Origin of the sequence: Pseudomonas sp. GV071 (assembly GCF_003050835.1) — a bacterium.
Classification (GTDB): Bacteria; Pseudomonadota; Gammaproteobacteria; order Pseudomonadales; family Pseudomonadaceae; genus Aquipseudomonas.
In genome coordinates, this window is the sequence record NZ_QAOJ01000001.1 from 749,603 (window position 1) to 767,689 (window position 18,087).

The 18,087-nt window shown below is 61.1% G+C and carries 18 protein-coding genes and 1 pseudogene; 10 read left to right on the forward strand and 9 right to left on the reverse strand.

Annotated features, from left to right (window positions below; all coding sequences use genetic code 11):
* Positions 1 to 10: 10 nt before the first annotated feature.
* Positions 11 to 1,117: a DNA alkylation repair protein gene (locus C8K61_RS03320; RefSeq protein ID WP_108094739.1), complete on the reverse strand. Its 1,107-nt coding sequence runs from the start codon at positions 1,115 to 1,117 to the stop codon at positions 11 to 13.
* A 367-nt stretch (positions 1,118 to 1,484) separates the two neighbouring features.
* On the opposite strand from C8K61_RS03320, the gene C8K61_RS26920 reads away from it, so the two are divergent.
* The 5 genes from C8K61_RS26920 (at position 1,485) to C8K61_RS03340 (ending at position 6,163) form a co-directional block, all read left to right on the forward strand.
* Complete coding sequence (locus C8K61_RS26920) at positions 1,485 to 1,613, forward strand: PA1414 family protein (RefSeq protein ID WP_256589353.1); 129 nt, start codon at positions 1,485 to 1,487, stop codon at positions 1,611 to 1,613.
* A gap of 139 nt (positions 1,614 to 1,752) precedes the next feature.
* Positions 1,753 to 2,763: a DUF2804 domain-containing protein gene (locus C8K61_RS03325; RefSeq protein ID WP_108094740.1), complete on the forward strand. Its 1,011-nt coding sequence runs from the start codon at positions 1,753 to 1,755 to the stop codon at positions 2,761 to 2,763.
* 117 nt (positions 2,764 to 2,880) lie between these two features.
* A complete protein-coding gene (locus C8K61_RS03330) occupies positions 2,881 to 3,318 on the forward strand; it encodes a MarR family transcriptional regulator (protein ID WP_108094741.1) in 438 nt (145 codons plus the stop codon).
* 337 nt (positions 3,319 to 3,655) lie between these two features.
* Positions 3,656 to 5,797, forward strand: coding sequence for a FimV/HubP family polar landmark protein (locus C8K61_RS03335; protein WP_256589354.1), 2,142 nt, complete (start codon positions 3,656 to 3,658; stop codon positions 5,795 to 5,797).
* Between the two features lie 66 nt (positions 5,798 to 5,863).
* Positions 5,864 to 6,163 (forward strand): SelT/SelW/SelH family protein, encoded by a 300-nt coding sequence (locus C8K61_RS03340; RefSeq protein WP_108094742.1) that lies wholly within the window; start codon positions 5,864 to 5,866, stop codon positions 6,161 to 6,163.
* Here the strand turns inward: C8K61_RS03340 and C8K61_RS03345 are convergent, their stop codons facing one another.
* The 4 genes from C8K61_RS03345 to C8K61_RS03360 form a co-directional block, all read right to left on the reverse strand.
* Positions 6,164 to 6,649 (reverse strand): hypothetical protein, encoded by a 486-nt coding sequence (locus tag C8K61_RS03345; protein WP_108094743.1) that lies wholly within the window; start codon positions 6,647 to 6,649, stop codon positions 6,164 to 6,166.
* Between the two features lie 126 nt (positions 6,650 to 6,775).
* The gene (locus tag C8K61_RS03350) at positions 6,776 to 7,669 is read right to left on the reverse strand and encodes a DMT family transporter (protein ID WP_108094744.1); all 894 of its coding nucleotides are present in this window, start codon (positions 7,667 to 7,669) and stop codon (positions 6,776 to 6,778) included.
* A gap of 108 nt (positions 7,670 to 7,777) precedes the next feature.
* Positions 7,778 to 8,113, reverse strand: a complete 336-nt coding sequence (locus tag C8K61_RS03355) for a tRNA-binding protein (protein ID WP_108094745.1) — start codon at positions 8,111 to 8,113, stop codon at positions 7,778 to 7,780.
* A 98-nt stretch (positions 8,114 to 8,211) separates the two neighbouring features.
* Positions 8,212 to 8,961 (reverse strand): AraC family transcriptional regulator, encoded by a 750-nt coding sequence (locus C8K61_RS03360; protein WP_108094746.1) that lies wholly within the window; start codon positions 8,959 to 8,961, stop codon positions 8,212 to 8,214.
* 138 nt (positions 8,962 to 9,099) lie between these two features.
* On the opposite strand from C8K61_RS03360, the pseudogene C8K61_RS03365 reads away from it, so the two are divergent.
* Positions 9,100 to 9,906 (forward strand): annotated as a pseudogene (locus tag C8K61_RS03365) (UDP-2,3-diacylglucosamine diphosphatase); the annotation flags it as partial.
* A gap of 77 nt (positions 9,907 to 9,983) precedes the next feature.
* Positions 9,984 to 11,009, forward strand: coding sequence for a glycosyltransferase family 1 protein (locus tag C8K61_RS03370; RefSeq protein ID WP_108094747.1), 1,026 nt, complete (start codon positions 9,984 to 9,986; stop codon positions 11,007 to 11,009).
* A gap of 148 nt (positions 11,010 to 11,157) precedes the next feature.
* Here C8K61_RS03370 and C8K61_RS03375 read toward each other — a convergent pair whose 3' ends face one another.
* The 3 genes from C8K61_RS03375 to C8K61_RS03385 form a co-directional block, all read right to left on the reverse strand.
* Entirely contained in the window at positions 11,158 to 12,546 is a 1,389-nt protein-coding gene (locus C8K61_RS03375) for an adenylate/guanylate cyclase domain-containing protein (RefSeq protein ID WP_108094748.1), read from the reverse strand.
* Between the two features lie 181 nt (positions 12,547 to 12,727).
* The gene (locus C8K61_RS03380) at positions 12,728 to 13,312 is read right to left on the reverse strand and encodes an HD domain-containing protein (protein ID WP_108094749.1); all 585 of its coding nucleotides are present in this window, start codon (positions 13,310 to 13,312) and stop codon (positions 12,728 to 12,730) included.
* Between the two features lie 170 nt (positions 13,313 to 13,482).
* Entirely contained in the window at positions 13,483 to 13,800 is a 318-nt protein-coding gene (locus C8K61_RS03385) for an Mpo1-like protein (RefSeq protein ID WP_108094750.1), read from the reverse strand.
* Positions 13,801 to 13,957: 157 nt separating this feature from the next.
* Between C8K61_RS03385 and C8K61_RS03390 the strand changes: the two genes are divergently transcribed.
* Positions 13,958 to 14,959 carry an AraC family transcriptional regulator gene (locus C8K61_RS03390; protein WP_108094751.1) on the forward strand — a complete coding sequence of 334 codons (1,002 nt, stop codon included), beginning with the start codon at positions 13,958 to 13,960 and terminating at the stop codon, positions 14,957 to 14,959.
* A gap of 85 nt (positions 14,960 to 15,044) precedes the next feature.
* Here C8K61_RS03390 and C8K61_RS03395 read toward each other — a convergent pair whose 3' ends face one another.
* On the reverse strand, positions 15,045 to 16,499 hold the full coding sequence (locus C8K61_RS03395) for a TrkH family potassium uptake protein (RefSeq protein ID WP_108094752.1): 1,455 nt from the start codon (positions 16,497 to 16,499) through the stop codon (positions 15,045 to 15,047).
* A gap of 182 nt (positions 16,500 to 16,681) precedes the next feature.
* Between C8K61_RS03395 and C8K61_RS03400 the strand changes: the two genes are divergently transcribed.
* Positions 16,682 to 17,230: a nitroreductase family protein gene (locus tag C8K61_RS03400; protein ID WP_108094753.1), complete on the forward strand. Its 549-nt coding sequence runs from the start codon at positions 16,682 to 16,684 to the stop codon at positions 17,228 to 17,230.
* A 102-nt stretch (positions 17,231 to 17,332) separates the two neighbouring features.
* Positions 17,333 to 18,028, forward strand: coding sequence for an ABC transporter substrate-binding protein (locus C8K61_RS03405; RefSeq protein ID WP_108094754.1), 696 nt, complete (start codon positions 17,333 to 17,335; stop codon positions 18,026 to 18,028).
* The last annotated feature ends 59 nt before the right edge of the window (positions 18,029 to 18,087 follow it).

An 18,087-nucleotide genomic window follows, 5' to 3' on the forward strand; every position in this document is an offset into this window, starting at 1 on the left:
CGTTGAGTTTTTATGGAATCAAATCAAACCCGCTGCTATCCAACCGCTCGCCATTCACCAACACATGCACCGCGTGGTGCCCGTAGTAGTGCTTGCGCGTGGTCAGTTCGCGAATCTGTTGGCTGCGTGACAGCACCACCAAGGCGCCGGGTGCGAGGTCGAGGGTTTTCAGTTTGAACACCTTGCGGGCCACCTTGCCCGAGGCTTTGACGTAGTCGATGGCGTAATCCACCACCAGCCGTTGCGGGGTGTTGCGGGTGGATTTGAGGGTGAAGGACAGGGTCATGCTCTGGCCCAGGCGCACCTTTGCCGGGCTGACCTGCAACGCCGTCAATTCCACTTCTGCCGGCTCGCCAGCCCCGAGCAACGCCAATGCACGACGGTCACCTTGTTTGATCAGGCTGCGCAAGCCATGGCGGATAATCCAGCTGGTGCGCGGGTTGTCCTGCGGCCAGTTTTCCAGGCGTTCCAGCAGCCAGTCAGGGTGGTCTTTGCTGATGTCATTGAGGTGGTTGGCCACCGACTTGCGCACATACAGGCTGGGGTCGTCGTTTAGCGCTTCGAGTATCGGCCAGGCCAGCTCGGGCTCCCCTTGCAGCTGCGGCAGGCGAAAGGACCAGGGCAGTCGCGGCCGGCTGCCTTCGCTGGCCAGGCGACGCACATGCTCATTGTCGTCAGTGGCCCATTCACGCATCTGCGCCAGGGTGCGGTCCTGGTCCTGCACGAGGAAATGGCGAATGGCGAACTCTGAAGAGCCAAACGTTGTGAAAAACTTCAGCGCCAGCAGCGACAGCTCAAGGTCGTCGCGGCCATAGCTGGCGACGTAGTGCGGCAAGCACATGCTGACAAAGCCGCTGTTCAGCCGCGGCGCCAGGTCCTGCAGAATCGCCAGGGCGCTGACCAGGTCGGCCGGCAGGGTGGCGTGCAGGCTTTCGCTGACCCGCGCCAGGCGCTGCATCACCGACAGCTCATCCAATCCGGCACTGGCCAGGGTCAAAAAGCGTTTGCTGGCGAAGGCCGGGTACACCGCTTGGGTATGCTCGGCGATATGGCGCAGGCGGTCGCGGTTGAAGATTTCCTTGAGCGCGGGGGCGCTGGCAGTGGCGGTGGCGCTCATGGTTATCCTGGTTGATGTGGTCGTCAGTTAAGTCTACTGAGTGTGTAGGACATACCGTACATCGGCTAATCCCTATTTTTCACTGGGCAACCTGTGACGGAAAGTGGCGCGGCGTTGGGGTTGATGCCACTCTCAGCGTGCAGCTTGCGCTAATTCGCGGGTTGCGCCGGAGTAACGTGACGTTGCCACAGATCAAACGGAACCGCTCTTTTTGGGGCTACGCTTAATTCAAGGTAGGCTGATTCTCAAGAGAGCATGACCTTCGTGGTAAGCCGACGTGACTGTCTAGGGCTTGAGTTCCGAGGAGACGGCCGCATATAGCCTGTAGCAAGCGACCGCCCACTCGCTGTTTAGAGAGGAACAAACGATGAAAATCTGGCTGCGCACTTTGGCCTGGAAACTGTCCGTACTGTTGGGCTATACCCGCCTGCAACCCATCCCGATTCCAACCGAGGAACAGCAACGCCGCCTGGCTGCGCAACGGCGCAGACGTTAAGCGCGAACTGTTGCCGCTCAGCCTTCGCTGCTGAGCGTGCCACCTGGCCGATTATGTCGCCCGGGTGGCGCTGATCGTGACTCCCGCCGCGGCGACCCGGTGCTAGCATCCTCGGATATTTCCGGGGAGTGCAGCAGTAATGGAGCGTCTGATTCAGGCTAATGGCCAGCCGCATTTCGGCATTTTTCCCCAGGCTGTCGGCGAGGTTAACTACCGCGACTTCGACTTCCGCTCGCCCATGGGCCGTCCGCTCGGTGCCTTGGCCAAGTGGCGACGTTTTCACCAGTTCCAATATTTCGGCTTGATCAGCGACCAGTTGATCGGCGGCTGTGCTCTGGCCAACCTGAGCCTGGCCGGCATCGGCTTTGTCTACCTGTTTCACCCAGCCAGCGGGCGCATGATCGAGCGCCAGTTCAAATTGCCGCTGGGCATCGGCAGCCAGTTTTCCCAACACCCCAACAATGGCGTGTGCGAATTGCACAGCGGCAAAAACCTGCTGCGCCTGGAAAACCACGGCAGCGAAAAACGCCTATGGGTGGAGCTGGATGACGGCACCCGTATCAACGCCCATTTCAACGAACAGAGTCCGGCGTTTCAGCCGATGTGCCTGAATACGCCGACCGCCACCAATGGCTGGGTCTATGCGCAAAAGGTCGCCGGGGTGCGCTGCGAGGGCAGTGTGCAGAGTTCCCTGGGCACCTTCGACCTGGCCAGCATCGACGCCTTTGCCCACCACGATTGGTCGGCTGGCTATATGCGTCCGGAAACCTTCTGGAACTGGGCCTGCCTGTCGGGCCAGGCCGGCGAGTTGCGGGTGGGGCTGAATCTGTCTTGCGGGGTTAACGAAACCAGCTTCACCGAGAACTGCTTCTGGCTGGATGGCGAGCTGATCAAGGTCGATACCGTGCGCTTCAGTTACGACCGCGATAACGAAATGGCGCCCTGGCGGATTCAGTCGTTCGATGGCCAGGTTGACCTGCAGTTCGAAGCACGCGGGCTGCACAAAGAGCGGCTGAACCTCGGATTTATCGCCAGTAACTTCAAACAGATTTTCGGACAGTTCCGCGGCGAATTGCGGCCGCACGGCAGGCCGGTAGTCGCCATCGAGGACCTCTGGGGTTTTGTCGAAGACCAATATGTGAAGTGGTGATCGGGGGTTTTTCTCTGCTACGAACGTACTAAGTCTTACAACTCAATGTCTTCCACTTTGCTCGAGGTTATGGTTAGCTGGCTAATTATTAGTTTTAGCTGTGATCACGAGTCCTTTATGCCCCACACAGATCAACACCGTTTCGGTATGCAACTGGCCCAACTGTCGCGTTCCTGGCGTGCCGAGCTGGACCGTCGTCTCGCTGGCTTGGGGCTTTCCCAGGCGCGTTGGTTGGTGCTGTTGCACCTGAACCGCTTTCGCGATGAATTGCCCACCCAGCGCGAGCTGGCGCAAAGCGTCGGCGTCGAGGGGCCAACCCTGGCGCGCTTGCTCGACAGCCTGGAAGCTCAGGGCCTGGTCAGTCGCCAGGCGGTGGTGGAAGACCGCCGGGCGAAGAAGATCTGCTTGAGCGATTCGGCGCGGCCATTGATTGAACAGATCGAAGCGATCTCCAATCAACTGCGTCTGGAGTTGTTCGATGGTATCGATGAAGAAGAAATTCGCCGCTGTCAGTTAATCCACGCGCGCATTCTCGACAACCTGGAAAAACGTTAAGTCCCGTCTACTGTGGGGGCAGGCCTGATGCCGGGTCCCCATCTTCTATTAATAACTTTGTAAGCTTTTTGACACCTTCGTCTCAGGTCACCTAAGTCCATATTTTATTTGCCATTTATTTGACTGTTTTTCCCTTCTTTTGCGTATCATGGCCATATGCCTGGATAACTGCGTCACAAATTTAGAATCGTGACCATACTCTTTAGGCTCGGGCCTACACGGATGTTTCTCCCGAATTCAGTCTTTTGCTAAACCTTTTGTTAGCGCCACAAATCTGGAACTGCGTGATCCTTTGCGCTGTGGTGTGAACATGGAGCGGTACTTCCGGGAGGCGTCGATGGTGCAGGTTCGACAGTTGTTGCTTGGCTTGGCCTCTGGCTCAGTTTTGTATTCGGGGATGGCGTCGGCATTGGGGTTGGGCGACATAACCTTGCATTCGGCCCTCAATCAGCCGCTGGAAGCGGACATCGAACTGCTGGAGGTCGGCGACCTCAGTGCTTCTGATATGAAGGTGCGTCTGGCTTCCGACGCTGTGTACGCCCGCTCCGGCGTTGACCGCATCATCTTCCTCAGCGACCTGCGTTTTACCCCGTTACTGCGCGGCGGCAAAAGCGTGATCCGCGTGGTATCGAGCAAACCGGTGCGCGAGCCGTACCTGAACTTTATCGTCGAGCTGGCACGGCCCAATGGCCAGCTGTACCGCGAATACACCTTGCTGCTCGATCCGCCCAATGCCTCGGCCTACAACAGCGTTGCCGCCGTTCCGGCGAGCAGCGGGGCGACTACCAGCAGCAAGAAAACCGCCGCAGCGCCGGCTACCCCTGCCAAGCCGCGCGTGGCACCGCCGGCAAAACTCGGCAAACACTATCAAGTGACCACTGGCGACAGCCTGTGGAATATCGCCGCACGTTTGCGTGCGCAAGGCAGCACCGCCTCGCAAGAGCAATTGATGGCGGATATTCACACCCTCAATCCGCAAGCCTTCGGTGGCAATGACATGAGTCGCCTGCAAAGCGGCGCCAACCTGTTGCTGCCGGATGCCGCTCCCGGCATCGCTAAACCTGCGACAGCCGCCGACGCCGAGCCGCCGGCGACCCTCAGCGTGGTCGATGACGAGGCGCCGCCACTGCCGGCGCCGTTGGATACCCAGGCCGAGATGATCGCGCAGATGCAGCGCCGTCTGGATACCGAGTTGGCGCAGAACGCTGATGAGAACACCAAGCTGCAACAGTCGCTGGCCAATCTGGAGGTTCAGGTGCAGCAACTGATGGAGCAATCCGCCAGCAAAGACCAGCAGATCGCCGACCTGCGCGCCGAGCTCGCGAGACAGCCAACGCCTGCGCCGGCCAATACGCCGCAGGCCAGCGACAGCACGGCCGCTGTTCCCGCAGCCAACGCCCCGGCGGACGACAGCAACTGGTTCGGTGCCATCTGGGGCCTGCTGGGCTTGCTGGTGGCCGGGTTGATCGGCCTGTTGTTGTGGCGCCGGACCCGCGAAGAGCCACCGTCGCAATCCTTTGCTCCGGGTGCGCCGGTGGCCGCTGTGGTCACCGAGGAAGACACCTTCGAGCTGGACGACATCGTGACCCCAGCGGTTGAGATTGCCCCGGTTGTCAGCGCGCCGCGCGCACCGATAGTGGTGGCCGAGCCGCGTCCGGCCAGCCCCACCGATACCCTTGAAGGCGCCAATATCTACATCGCCTACGGCCGTTTCAGTGAAGCGGCTGGCAGCCTGCGTCGAGCCCTCGACGCCGAGCCGCAACGCAGCGATATCCGTTTCCGTCTGTTGGAAGTACTGGCGCAGTTGGGCGATGCCCGTGGCTTCCAGCGTGAAGAAGAAATTCTCCTAGACGCCGGTTACCCGGACAGCGCCATCAGCCAACTCAAAGCCCGTCACCCTGACCTGTTCGCGGGCGAGCAGGCTGAAGTGCTGGATCTCGAACTGCCGGAAACCGATGTGCTCGATGATGCCGTTTTGGTGCTCGACGATGCCCAGCCATTGGCCAGTCAGCCGGCCGCCGAGGACGACCAGTTCAACCTCGACGACTTCTCCCTGGACCCCGACTGGGACCTGATCAGCCCGTTCTCCGCCAACGCCCGCAACAAGGCCGAAGCGGCGCAGAAAGCCAGCAACGACAGCGCCCCGGCCGACGCTGGCTTGGGCAGGGCCAGCGACCTCGGCAGTCCGTTCACTGGCACCTCGATGCTGGTGGAAGAAACCCACGACGAGGGCTGGTTCGGCGAAGGCCTGGATGACGAGGCCTACCTGAGCCAGAGCGTTGTGGAAGAGGGCGAGCCACTGGGCGACCTCGATCACCTGGAAGCGCGGCGCGACAACCTGGCCAAGTTCAACCAGGCCCTGGCCTATATCGAACAAGGCCACCTGGAAAGCGCCTGCGACATCCTCAATGAATTGATCAACGAGGGCGACGAGGAGCAGAAGCGCGAGGCGAGCAAGCTCTTGGCCAAGATCGCTTGACGGCTAGCATCCACACCAAAGCCCGCAACGTGCGGGCTTTTTTCATCCGCTGAATTGGGTTCCGCCATGACTGCCAACAAACCAGAAGTCGTCATCACCTATTGCACCCAGTGCCAGTGGCTGCTGCGCGCCGCCTGGCTGGCCCAGGAGCTGTTGTCGACCTTCAGTGATGACCTCGGCAAGGTCAGCCTGCAGCCGGGTACTGGCGGGGTGTTTGTGGTGACCTGCGACGGTGTGCAGATCTGGGAGCGCAAGGCCGATGGGGGTTTCCCGGAGGCCAAGGTGTTGAAGCAGCGGGTGCGTGATGTGATCGACCCGCAGCGCGACCTCGGTCATAACGACCGGGCCACGCTCTCGGCGGAGTGATCAGTTGATGCTGTAACCGCGCCCGTTCAGGCACGCACCGAGCGCGCGCCGGTAGTAGTCAGCTGCACTCTGCGCCGGCGCGGCGGTGGCGCTAGCCGGGTCGAAGCCGCTCTGGCTGACGGCCCAGCTGTGGCATTCGTAGCGGTCGCGGGCTTGCTGGTCGGCGGTCTGGCCGCGCGCTGGGTAGGCGATCACGTCATAGCTGGTGGGCGGCACGCTGGCGACGGTTTGCGGCGCCTGCACCACCACGTATTCCTTACGGTCGGCATTCCACATGTAGTAGCTGCCGGCGGCGAGGAAATACAAGGCGCTGCCAATCCACACTTCGCGGGAGAAATCCGGCAGGCCATGACCGTGGCCCGGACCTGGTCCACCCCAGCCGGGGCCAGGGCCACCAGGGCCGCCACCGGGAGGGCCGGCGAGGGCTGGCAGGGTGAGCAGGGCCAATAACAGGGCGACGCCAGCGCGTGGCAGTGAAGCGGTCATATCGGTACTCCAGGTGGTCTACAGGGCGCGGTGTGCAGCCCGTAGCCATTATCGAAGTGCCGCTTGAGGGTGGGTGTCAGGCCTGGGTAAAGCCTGTGTAAACCCGTTGCTACATTGGCCTTGCCGTCAGGGTTGGGCGGTCTGGGCGTCGACCGGTTCCACCGGTTTGCCATCGCCCATACGCGCCGACAGAAAGATCGCGAAGATGATCAGCGCGCCGCCCGCCATCATTCGTACGGTCGGGGTTTCCGAGAAAATCAGCCAGGCGAAGGTGATGCCGTACACCGGCTCCAAGGCAAACACCACGGCAGCGGTGCGCGCCTTGAGCACGTCCAGGCTGGCCACGAACAGACTGTGGGCCACCCCGGTGCAGAACACCCCGAGCAAGGCAATCCAGAGCCAGTTCAGCGCCGACACGCTGGCCAGCTCCGGCGCCGCAAACGGCAGCAGGCACAGGCCCACCACCAGGTTCTGACACAGCGCCGATTGCACCGGCCCGACTTTGCCGGAACCGGCGCGGTTGACCAGCGACAGCAAGGCGAACAGCAAGCCCGACAGTACGCCCCAGAGCAGGCCGGCCGTGGCGCCACTGGCCAGGTTGAACTCCGGGGTCACCAGCACCAGACCGATGCTGACCAGGCACACCAGCACGATCTCATTGCGGCGAATGCGCTCGCGAAAAATCAGCCCTTCGAGAATCACCGTCAGCGCCGGAAAACTGGTGAAACCCAAGGTGGCGATGGCCACGCCTGCGACCTTCACCGAGATGAAAAAGCTCACCCAATGCCCGGCTAACAACACGCCACCGAGGGCCAAACGCCCCCAGTCATTGGCACGCAAGCGTTGCCACGGAATACGCGCAATCAGCTTGGCGAATACCGCCAGGGCCAACACCGCAAACAGCGCGCGGCCGAACACGATCATGCTCGGTGACGTGGTGGCGAGTTTGCCCAGCACGCCAGTGAAGCCAAACATCAGGGCACCGCAATGCAGAGCGGTAAGGGCGGAGCGGTGGTTCATGGATGTCCTTAAGAGGGGTCCGTTTCTGTAGGAGCGGCTTTAGCCGCGATCCCTGCAAACAGAAAGATCACAAGCATCGCGGCTAAAGCCGCTCCTACGAGATTAGTGTCAGGCCAGGCGGGAGCCATTGGGCAACGGATGCTCGAAGCTGGCCAAGACTACCCGATTTTCATCGTCGTACACCCCGGTCACCAACACTTCGGAACGCACCCCGGCAATGGATTTCGCTGCGAAGTTGCACACGCACAACACCTGTTTGCCCACCAGGCTTTCGGCGCTGTAGTGCGCGGTGATCTGCGCGCTGGAGGTTTTTACTCCGAACTCGCCCAGATCGACCTGCAGCACATAGGCCGGCTTGCGCGCTTTGACGTTGGGCTCGGCGCTGATGATGGTACCGACGCGTAGTTCAACCCGTTCAAAGTCCTGCCATTCAATGGTGTCCATGCCGTTCCTCAGGGCTGCTGGAAGATCGCTGCAGTGTAAGGAGTGCGGCTGTGAACTGTCTGTCGCGGAACTCGCGGCAATTGTCGCCAGGCTCTTGCTCAGTGCTGGGCACGCAGTTGTCGCGGGGTGGTGCCGAAGTGGCGGGCGAGGGCAGCGGTGAAGGCGCTCTGCGAGCTGTAGCCGACACGCTGGGCAACCTCGCCGACCGGTAATCCAGTGTCGCGCAGCAGTTGCATGGCCAGCTGCAGGCGGCGGTTGCGCACATAGTCCATCGGCGTTTGCCCGGTCTGCTGCTGAAACCGCGCATGGAAGCGCGCCGCCGACAGGCCGCTGAGGCGCGCCAGGTCGAGCACCTGCAACGGGTGGGCGGCATGTTGGTCGATATAGCGGTCGAGGCTGGCCAGTGGCAGCTCGTTGCGCTCGGTCTGTGTGGCCGGCGTGCTGGCCAGGCTGGCCAACAACAGCGCGGCGCCTTGCCCAGCAATCACCGGGTCGTCGATCGGGCTGTTCACCAGCCAGCTCAGCAACTGCTGTTGAGAGCTGGCAAGGCTAAGGATTTGCGGGCTGTCGAGCAGGCGTTGGCCATTTTCCGCGTGGCTGCCCAGGCGGCTGTGCAGCCAGTCGCCGTCGGGAACATCGAAGACCATGCAGTCGCTGCCTTCGCGGCTTTCGCAGGCGTGGTGCGAGCCGCTGGGAATCACCAGCAGTTGCTGGCCGCGCAACAGGCTGCCGTGGCCCTCCACTTCAAACTCCAGACGGCCGCTCAGGCCAAAGACGATCTGCGCATGCCCATGGCTATGGGCGATCAGCTCATCACTGTAATGGCGCAGGGACAGAATCGAGTGCATGGCAGGTTCCTCGGCGAAGAACCGCAGTTTACCTGGCCGAGCGCGCCAGGGAAGGCTGTCATCAGTTTGCCTTGAGCTTGTAATACCCAGGTCACCGGCAGGCCTCAACCTCGTTTAAACCCTGCCGGAGGCCGCCCCATGAGCAGCGCTCAGCTCGCAAAACCCAGCCGTAAGCAACGTGTCCGCACCCTGTGGATTTCCGACGTGCACTTGGGCACCAAGGATTGCCAGGCCGAACACCTGTCGCAGTTTCTCAAACGCTACCAGGCCGACAAGGTCTACCTGGTAGGCGACATCATCGACGGCTGGCGCCTGCGCAGCGGCATTTTCTGGCCGCAGGCACACACCAACGTGATTCGCCGGTTGCTGACTATGAGCAAGCGCGGCACCGAGGTGGTGTATGTCACCGGCAACCACGACGAGTTTCTGCGTCGCTACTCCAAACTGATTCTGGGCAATATCCAACTGGTCGACGAAGCCGAACACATCACCGCCGACGGCCGTCGTCTGCTGGTGGTGCACGGCGACCAGTTCGACGTGATCACCCGCTACCACCGCTGGCTGGCCTTCCTCGGCGACTCGGCCTACGAATTCACCCTGACCCTCAACCGCTGGCTGAACCATTGGCGGCGAAAGTACGGCTATGGCTACTGGTCGCTGTCGGCGTACCTCAAGCACAAGGTCAAATCGGCGGTGAACTTCATCAGCGACTTCGAAGAAGCCATCGCCCACGAGTGCACCAAACGCGGTTTCAACGGCGTGATCTGCGGCCATATCCACCACGCCGAAATTCGTCAGATGGGCGAGGTGGAATACATGAACTGCGGCGACTGGGTGGAAAGCTGCACCGCCTTGATCGAGCACCTGGACGGCAGCATCGAGCTCTATCGCTTGGCTGATGATCAGGTACGCCAAGCGCAGATCGCCGAGCAGGAGCGGGCAGCGGCAGCCGTGGCCGGTGCGGCGGTTGGCGTGGCGATGGCCAGCGAGGCAGTCAGCGCCAGCGCGCGCGAAACCGTCGTATGAGGATTTTGATCGTCAGCGATGCCTGGTCGCCGCAGGTCAATGGCGTGGTCACCAGCCTGCAGGCCTTGATCGCGGAGCTGCGTGGCCTCGGCCATCTGGTCAAGCTGCTGTCGCCAACCGACTTTCGCCATGTGCCATGCCCGACGTACGCGGAAATCCCGCTGGTGTGGGATGTCTGGAATGTCGGTGCGGCCATTCGCGACTTCCGCCCCGACTGTGTCCACCTGGCCACAGAAGGGCCGTTGGGCTGGAGCGCCAGGCGTTGGCTGAGCAAGCGCGGCCTGGCATTTTCCAGCGCCATTCACACACGTTTCCCTGAATACGTGCACACGCGTTTTCCGCGTATTCCGCTGGCCTGGGGTTACGCCTACCTGCGTCATTTCCATAAGCCCAGCCAGGCCGTGCTGGTGACCACCGAGCGCCTACGCGCCGAGTTTCACGGCTGGGGCCTGCAACGCCTGAGCTTGTGGCGCAAGGGCGTTGACCTCAGCCGCTTTAAGGCCGCAGCGCACATGCCGGGGCGCCTGGTGTTTCTCTATGTGGGGCGGATAGCGCCGGAGAAAAATCTCGACGCGTTTCTGCGCCTGGATTTGCCCGGCGAAAAACACGTAATCGGCGATGGCCCGCAACGGGCCGAGCTGGAAACGCGTTATCCGCAGGTGCGTTTTCTCGGCTACCAGCATGGTCAGGCGTTGGCGCACGCCTACGCCGAGGCCAGCGTGCTGGTGTTTCCCTCGCGTACCGACACCTATGGCTTGGTGATGCTCGAAGCGCTGGCTTGCGGTACGCCGGTGGCGGCATTCCCGGTGGCCGGGCCGCTGGACGTGCTGGAGCAAGGCGTGAGTGGGGTGATGGACGAAGACCTGCGTAGCGCCTGCCTGGCGGCGTTGAGCCTGGATCGTCAGCGTTGTGCGCAGGCGGCGGCGAAGCAGTCGTGGCGGGTGTCGGCTCTGGAGTTTCTGGCGCAGCAGCCGTTGCTGGATGGGGACGTGATAGACGCCTTGGTAGAGGTCGTCACGTAGGTTGGGTTGAGCCTCCGGCGAAGCCCAACGATACGAAGACGTTCGCCCCAGCATCTTTATCAAACAGGACAGTGGTAAACGCTCAGTTGGATCGCAGTGGCTAGGCCGGAAGTTGCGTAACGTTGGGCTTCGCGGTGCTCAACCCAACCTACACAATCACCTTATCGCGCAACTTCTCCGCCGCCAGGTTCAGCGCCTGAATCACGCGCTCTTTGTCGTAGTTCTGGATGCCGTTGGTATCCAGGTACATGGAGAAGCCCGGCAGTTCGTGTTCGACGTAACTGGAGGCGGCGCCGAGGTCGCGGCGGAAGTCCACCACTTGGTAGATCTGCACCGGGCGGGTGAAGCCCTTGACGGTGATTTGGCCCTTGTCGCGGCACATGATCACGTCTTTGACCAGCGAGTAGGTTTCGTGGGAGATCAGGATCTCGCCTGACTCGGCGGCGCTTTCCAGGCGGCTGGCGAGGTTCACGTCGCGGCCGATGATGGTGTAGTCCATACGCGTATCGGCGCCGAAGTTGCCCACAGTGCAGTAGCCGGTGTTCAGGCCCATGCGGATTTCCAACGGCTTGGTGATGCCCTGGGCGCGCCATTGCTGACGCAGCACCTTCATGTGTTTGCGCATGGCAATGGCCATCGACACCGCATTCACCGCATCTTTCTTGGCGCCCTGGCTGGCAGGGTCACCGAAGAACACCATCACGCAGTCACCAATGAACTTGTCGATGGTGCCACCGTATTTCAGGGTGATCTTCGACATCTCGTTGAGGTAGGTGTTGAGCAGGTCGGTGAGGGCTTCGGCTTCCAGCTCTTCGGATAGCTCGGTAAAACCTTTGATATCCGAGAAGAACACCGTCAGCTTCTTGCGCTGGGTTTCCAGGCGCACGCTTTTCTTGCCGCTGAAGATCGATTCCCACACCTGCGGCGATAGGTACTTGGCCAGGTTACGCGCCAGGCGGGCGGCTTTTTCCTGCTCGCGCTTGATTTCGTTGCGGGCGATATCCAGACGTAAACCCTGTTGGTGCACGAAATAAGCGGTGATGCAGATATACAGGGTGCTGAACACGACACTGACCAGCGATACCAGGGTCGGCGTGGTGGCCTTGAGCTCTGGCTGAATCACCACGCTGGTCAACACCGTGCCGCTGACCAGAATCAACAGCGACAGACCCAGATAGCGCAGGCCGCCGATGATCAGGGCGCTGAACACCAGGGTCAGGACAAACATCAGGCTCGGCACCACGGAGAAGCCGAGCAAGGCGATCGCCGCACCGCTATGCAGCGCATCGATAAACAGCAGAACCAGATTGGTCTGTTGCGGATGATCTTGTTTGAAGCGTTGGCTCAGGTGATGAGCAAGGTGGGGGTAGAGCAGGGCATACGGCACCATCCAGAGGACGTTGTAGCCGAAATACTGCACAAACGTGCCCGCGGCGATGCTGGCGGCCATCGCGATATAGGCCAGCACCCGTGAGTAATACTCACGCAGCGGTAAAGATGGTAGGTCGATCGAGCGCTCGATACTGACTGACTTCATGGCGTTGACACGATCCCTGCTGGTTTTCTGACGTCTCTGTAGGACGCCTTCGCTCTCTGCAAAACAGAGGCCATGCTTTTGATTGGTGGGCGATCATAACCAGCAAAAGTTCGAGCGCCAAGCGGACCCGCTGAAAGGCCGGAACCAGGGGCTCCGGCGGTTGAGTGGTGGCTATGTGCCTCTATATGGCCTGCTCGGTAGCGGCCTTGTACACCGAGTTTTTCGGCTGAGCGAAAACCCGACGCAGCATCGGCTCGAAATACTCCAGCGGCAGGTGCTCGTATTCGGGATCGAAAGCCGCGGCATCGTACTTGGCGCAGAACTCGATGGTTGGCAGGTATTGCGGGTGGTCCTTGAATTGCTCGCGCAGCAGCCGGTCCATGCCCAAGTGATGGAAGAAGTAGTAACCCTGGAAGATCCCGTGTTTCTCCACCATCCAGTGATTTTCTTCGCTGACAAACGGCTTGAGCATGGCGGCAGCGATGTCAGGGTGGTTGAAGGTGGCCAGGGTGTCGCCGATGTCATGCAACAGCGCGCACACCACATATTCCTCGTCACGGCCGTCGCGGTGGGCGCGGGTGGCGGTTTGCAGGGAGTGGGTCAGGCGGTCCACGGGAAAACCACCGAAGTCGCCATCGAGCAATTTCAGGTGGGTCATGATGCGGTCGGGCAGTTGCTTGGCGAAGGCCATAAAGTCCTGGGCAATGATCGCCCAGTCTTCAGCAGTGCCATCTTTCATATGGGTAAAACGGGCGTGAGCGTTCATCAGGGGTCTCCGGGATTATTTGTTTTTGTTCTTTGATGACAAAGCAGCTCGTTAACGCGTCTGAGCGAAGGTCAGGCAAGGCGAAAGCGGGTGAGAAAAGCGCAGTTGGCTGTAGCCAATGGCATTTTCGAATCCCGATTTCAGCGCCGCATGACCGAAGATCAGGCGCGTTAAAAGGGAATTCGGCCGGTGAAGGCGTCCTTGAGCATCACCCAGTCGCCGGCGAGGCTGTACAGCGGGTAATCAAAGGTAGCGGGGCGGTTCTTCTCGAAAATGAAATGGCCGACCCAGGCAAAACCATAACCGGCCAGCGGCATCGCCAGCAGCCACAGCCAGTGTTGGGTGAACAGGGCGTAACCGAGAATGCTCAGCACCAGCAGGCTGCCCACGTAATGCAGACGGCGGCACACCGGGTTGCTGTGCTCTTGCAGGTAATAGGGGTAGAACTGGGCAAAGCTGGTAAAACGTTCGGCGGCTTGCGTGCTCATGGCACACCTCCTGTTTTTATAAAGACGTTGTAGGGGCACGGTGTACTGAGTGTAGGACGAGTGTCTTCGTGGGCCAGTGACAATCAGCGCCACTTTAGTATCCTTGCGCTCGTTCCGCCGTTGCGCGGACTCCCGTGACTAAAACAAGAACTCTTGCATGAGCGAACGTACGACTTCTTCAAGTTGGGTCCTGGCCATCGTCAATGGGTTGGAGATGGGCGGGGTCGATTGCCGTCAGCTGTTTACCGAGCTGGGGCTGGATTACGCGGCGTTGTCCGACCCGGACGCACGTTTTTCGCAGGACGGCATGACCCGCGTCTGGGGCCGGGCGGTGCAGTTGTCCGGTAACCCGGCGATTGGTCTGAACCTGGCCAAGGTGGTGCGCCCGGCGTCGTTTCATGTGGTGGGTTATGCGTGCATGTCCAGCCGCACCCTGAAGGAGGCGTTTACCCGTTTGGTGCGTTTCCAGCGGATTATTGCCGAGGGCGCTGACCTTAATTTCCGCCCGTTGCCTGAGGGGTATGCGCTGACCCTGGCGATTCACGGAGACCGCCTGATTCCCGCGCGGCAAAGTGCCGAGGCCTCGCTGGCTTACACCCTGGCGTTCTGCCGTTGGATCACCGGCAAGGAATTGCGCCCGCTCAAGGTGTGTTTTCAGGGCGAGCCGCCGGCCGATCTGCAGCCCTATCAGCAGGTGTTCCAGGCGCCGCTGCAGTTCAATACCGACCACTACGCACTGGTTTTCGAACGTGCCGATCTGGATGCGCCGATCCCCAGCGCCAACCCGGCACTGGCGCAGTTGCATGATCGTTTTGCCGGTGAATACCTGGCGCGTTTTTCCGAAAGCCGCATGACCCATCAGGCCCGCCAACTGCTGTGCCGCTTGCTGCCCCAGGGCGAACCCAAACGCGACACTGTGGCCCAGGCCCTGCACCTGTCGCAGCGCACCCTGCAGCGGCGCTTGCAGGAAGAAGGCACCAGCTTTCAGCAATTGCTGGACGACACCCGCCGCGAGCTGGCGGTGCAGTACCTGGCCCAGCCTGAACTGACCTTATTGGAGATTGCCTACCTGCTGGGCTTTGCCGACCCGAGCAACTTCTTCCGCGCGTTTCGCCGTTGGTTCGATAGCACCCCAGGCGAGTACCGCGCACAGATGTGAGCGGGCAAAAACATCGCGGCTAAAGCCCCTCCCACTGGGGATCGTGGTTCCCTGTGGGAGGGGCTTTAGCCGCGAGCCTTTGACCTTAGTGCCGCCAGAACGCGGGCATAAACAACACCAGCACGGTGATGATTTCCAAGCGCCCCAGCAGCATGCCGAACGACAGCAGCCACTTGGCGCCGTCCGGCAAGCTGGCAAAGTTGCCCGCTGGGCCGATCACTTCACCCAGCCCTGGGCCCACGCCTGAAACCGTACTGGCAGCGCCGGTCAGCGCGGTGATCCAGTCCAGGCCCATCAGCGACAGGCCCAGGGCCATGATGCAGATGGTGATGGTGAAGAAAAACGAGAAAGTCAGAATCGAGCGCACCACATCTTCGTCGAGGCGGTGGCCGTTGTAGTTCTGCTTGATCACCGCACGTGGGTGAATCAGTTGGTGCAGGTTGGCGCGCAGCAGAATGTAGGCGACCTGGAAGCGGAAAATCTTGATGCCACCTGCAGTCGAGCCCGAGCAGCCGCCGATAAAACCCAGGTAGAAAAAGATCATCAGCGAAAAGTTGCCCCACAGGCTGTAGTCGCCCAGGGCGAAGCCGGTGGTGGTGATCACCGAAGTGACGTTCACCGCCACATGACGCAGCGCGTCGTACCAGGGCAGGTCAGTGGTCAGCCAATACCAGAGGGTCATCACCAGCCAGGTAGCCAGCAGCAACCCCATAAAACCGCGCACCTGTTCATCGCGCAGCAGCGCTTTGCGGTTGCCACGCAAGGTCGCCACATACAAGGCGAACGGCAGGCTGCCGAGGATCATCAACACCACCGCCACCCAGTGCACGGCTGGCTGAGTCCAATGCGCGAGCGACATATCCGAGGTGGAAAAACCGCCAGTGGAGATCGCCGACATGGCGTGGTTGATCGCATCGAACAGGCTCATACCCGCCAGCCAGAACGCCACGGTGCCGATCACGGTGATGCCGGTGTACGCCAGGGCGATGTACTTGGCCACCATGTGCGAGCGCGGCATGACTTTTTCGGAGCGGTCCGAGGACTCGGTCTGGAACAGGCGCATGCCGCCGATACGCAGCAGCGGCAGGATCGCCACCGCCATCCCGATAAAGCCGATACCGCCAAGCCAGTGCAGCAGCGAGCGCCAGATAAGGATGCCCGGCGACATGGTATCGAGCCCACTGAGCACTGTGGCCCCGGTGGCGGTGATGCCGGACATGCTTTCAAAAAACGAGTCGGTGTAGCTGATGTGCTGGGTCAGCAGAAACGGCAGGGCGGCGAAAATGCACACCGCAATCCAGCTGCTGACGGTGAGCATGTACATGTCCCGTGGGCGCAGGTGCACATGCTCGGGTTTGCCCGGCAACACCAGCGCCAGGCCAGCGAGAAAGGTGATCAGGCTGGACCAGAGGAAGGTGTTGATCTCTGCCGCGCGATTGAAGATCAGCAGGGTTACCACCGGCACCACCATGCTGATGGCCAGGGTGATAAGGAAAATGCCGATGATGAAACCAATGGTGCGCAGCGTCGGTGAGACCATGCAGACAGGCTCTGGAGGGGACAGGCGCACATTCTAGCGACATCAGGTGCGGCAAAGCGCGTGGTTTCTGCGTTGTGCCCGAGCCGGTGGGTAGCGAGCAGGGCGGCGGGCTTAAATCCACCCGGCTATTTTCCGTTTCCCCCACTAGAATGCCCGCTGTACTTATTCAGGAGATGTTCCTCATGGATGCGCTTGACGCTCTGCTCAACCGTGTTTCCGCGCCTCGTCTGACCGAGCCGGCCCCCGATCAATTGCAACGCCAGGTGCTGTTTCGCGCCGCCCTGCGCGCGCCGGACCACGGCCAGATGCGCCCGTGGCGTTTCCTCACTGTAGAAGGTCGTGACCGCAATCAGTTGGGCGAGCTGTTCGCTTCTGCCCTGGGTGCGGACGCTACCCCGGAAGCTTTGGCCAAGGCGTTGGCCATGCCGCTGCGCGCGCCGTTGCTGGTGGTGGTGATTGCGCGGGTCGAAGAGAATCCGAAAGTGCCGACCCAGGAACAAGTGCTCGCCGCCGGCTGCGCCGCCCACGGCATCTTGCTCGCCGCCCATGCGCAAGGCATAGGCGCGGTCTGGCGCACCGGCGATCTGTCGTATAACGCCCGTGTGGCCAAAGGGCTGGGCCTGGCCAGCAACGAGCAGATTATCGCTTTCCTCTACCTCGGTACCCCGGAGCGCGAACTGCGCACGCCGCAGGATCTGGCCATCGACGACTTTGTCACAGCCTGGCCCTGAGTGCCCCAGCCCACCGATGCTCTATAGTCAGACAGCATCGGTGTGGCGTTAAGGAGTGACAGGGTGAGAGCGTTGTTATGGGGTCTGGTCTGGCTTTGCCAGATGGCTGCCGTCCAGGCCGCCGAAGACATCACGCTGTTCACCTATCAGCAGCAGCCACCCTATGTGGTGAATTTCGACGCCCAGCAGGGGCTGTATTTCGACTTGGCGCAACGCCTCGAAGAGCTGCTGCCGGCCTACCATTTTTCTGTGCGTGATTTGCCGCGCCGCCGCCTGGATCGACTGTTGGCCAACGACCAACTGGACGGTCTGGTGGTCGGCGTCAGCACCGGCTGGTTTGCCCAGTCGCCGCATTACACCTTCTCCCAGGCGTTTCTCGATGACGCCAATGTGCTGGTCTCGCGGGCGCAAGGCGAAGGCAGTCGGCTCAGCCTGCAGACCCTGGCCGGTCATCGGCTGGGTCTGGTGACCGGGCATCAGTATCCGGAGCTGGGGGAGACGCTGCTGGCGGGCAAGGTCAGCCGCGAAGACAGTGTCAGCGAGAGCACCAATCTGGAACGACTGCGCCGCGGCTGGATCGATGCCACGGTGGTTGGCGAGCGCACGTTGGCCTTTCTGACGCGGCAGCAACCCGAGTTGGTCGAGCAGATAGTCGTGGCCCAACCGGCGTTGTATGTCTATCGCCGCCACCTGCTGGTACCCACCCGCTACAAGGCGTTATTGCCACAGTTGAATCAGGCGCTGGACGCCTTGGTCAAGGATTCGGCGTGGCAGGCGAAGTTAGCTTCTTATCGTTAAAAGAGTGCGCTTAGTTGCACCTTTCTTTGCACGTTAAACGTTTCGTTAGTTTATTGGCG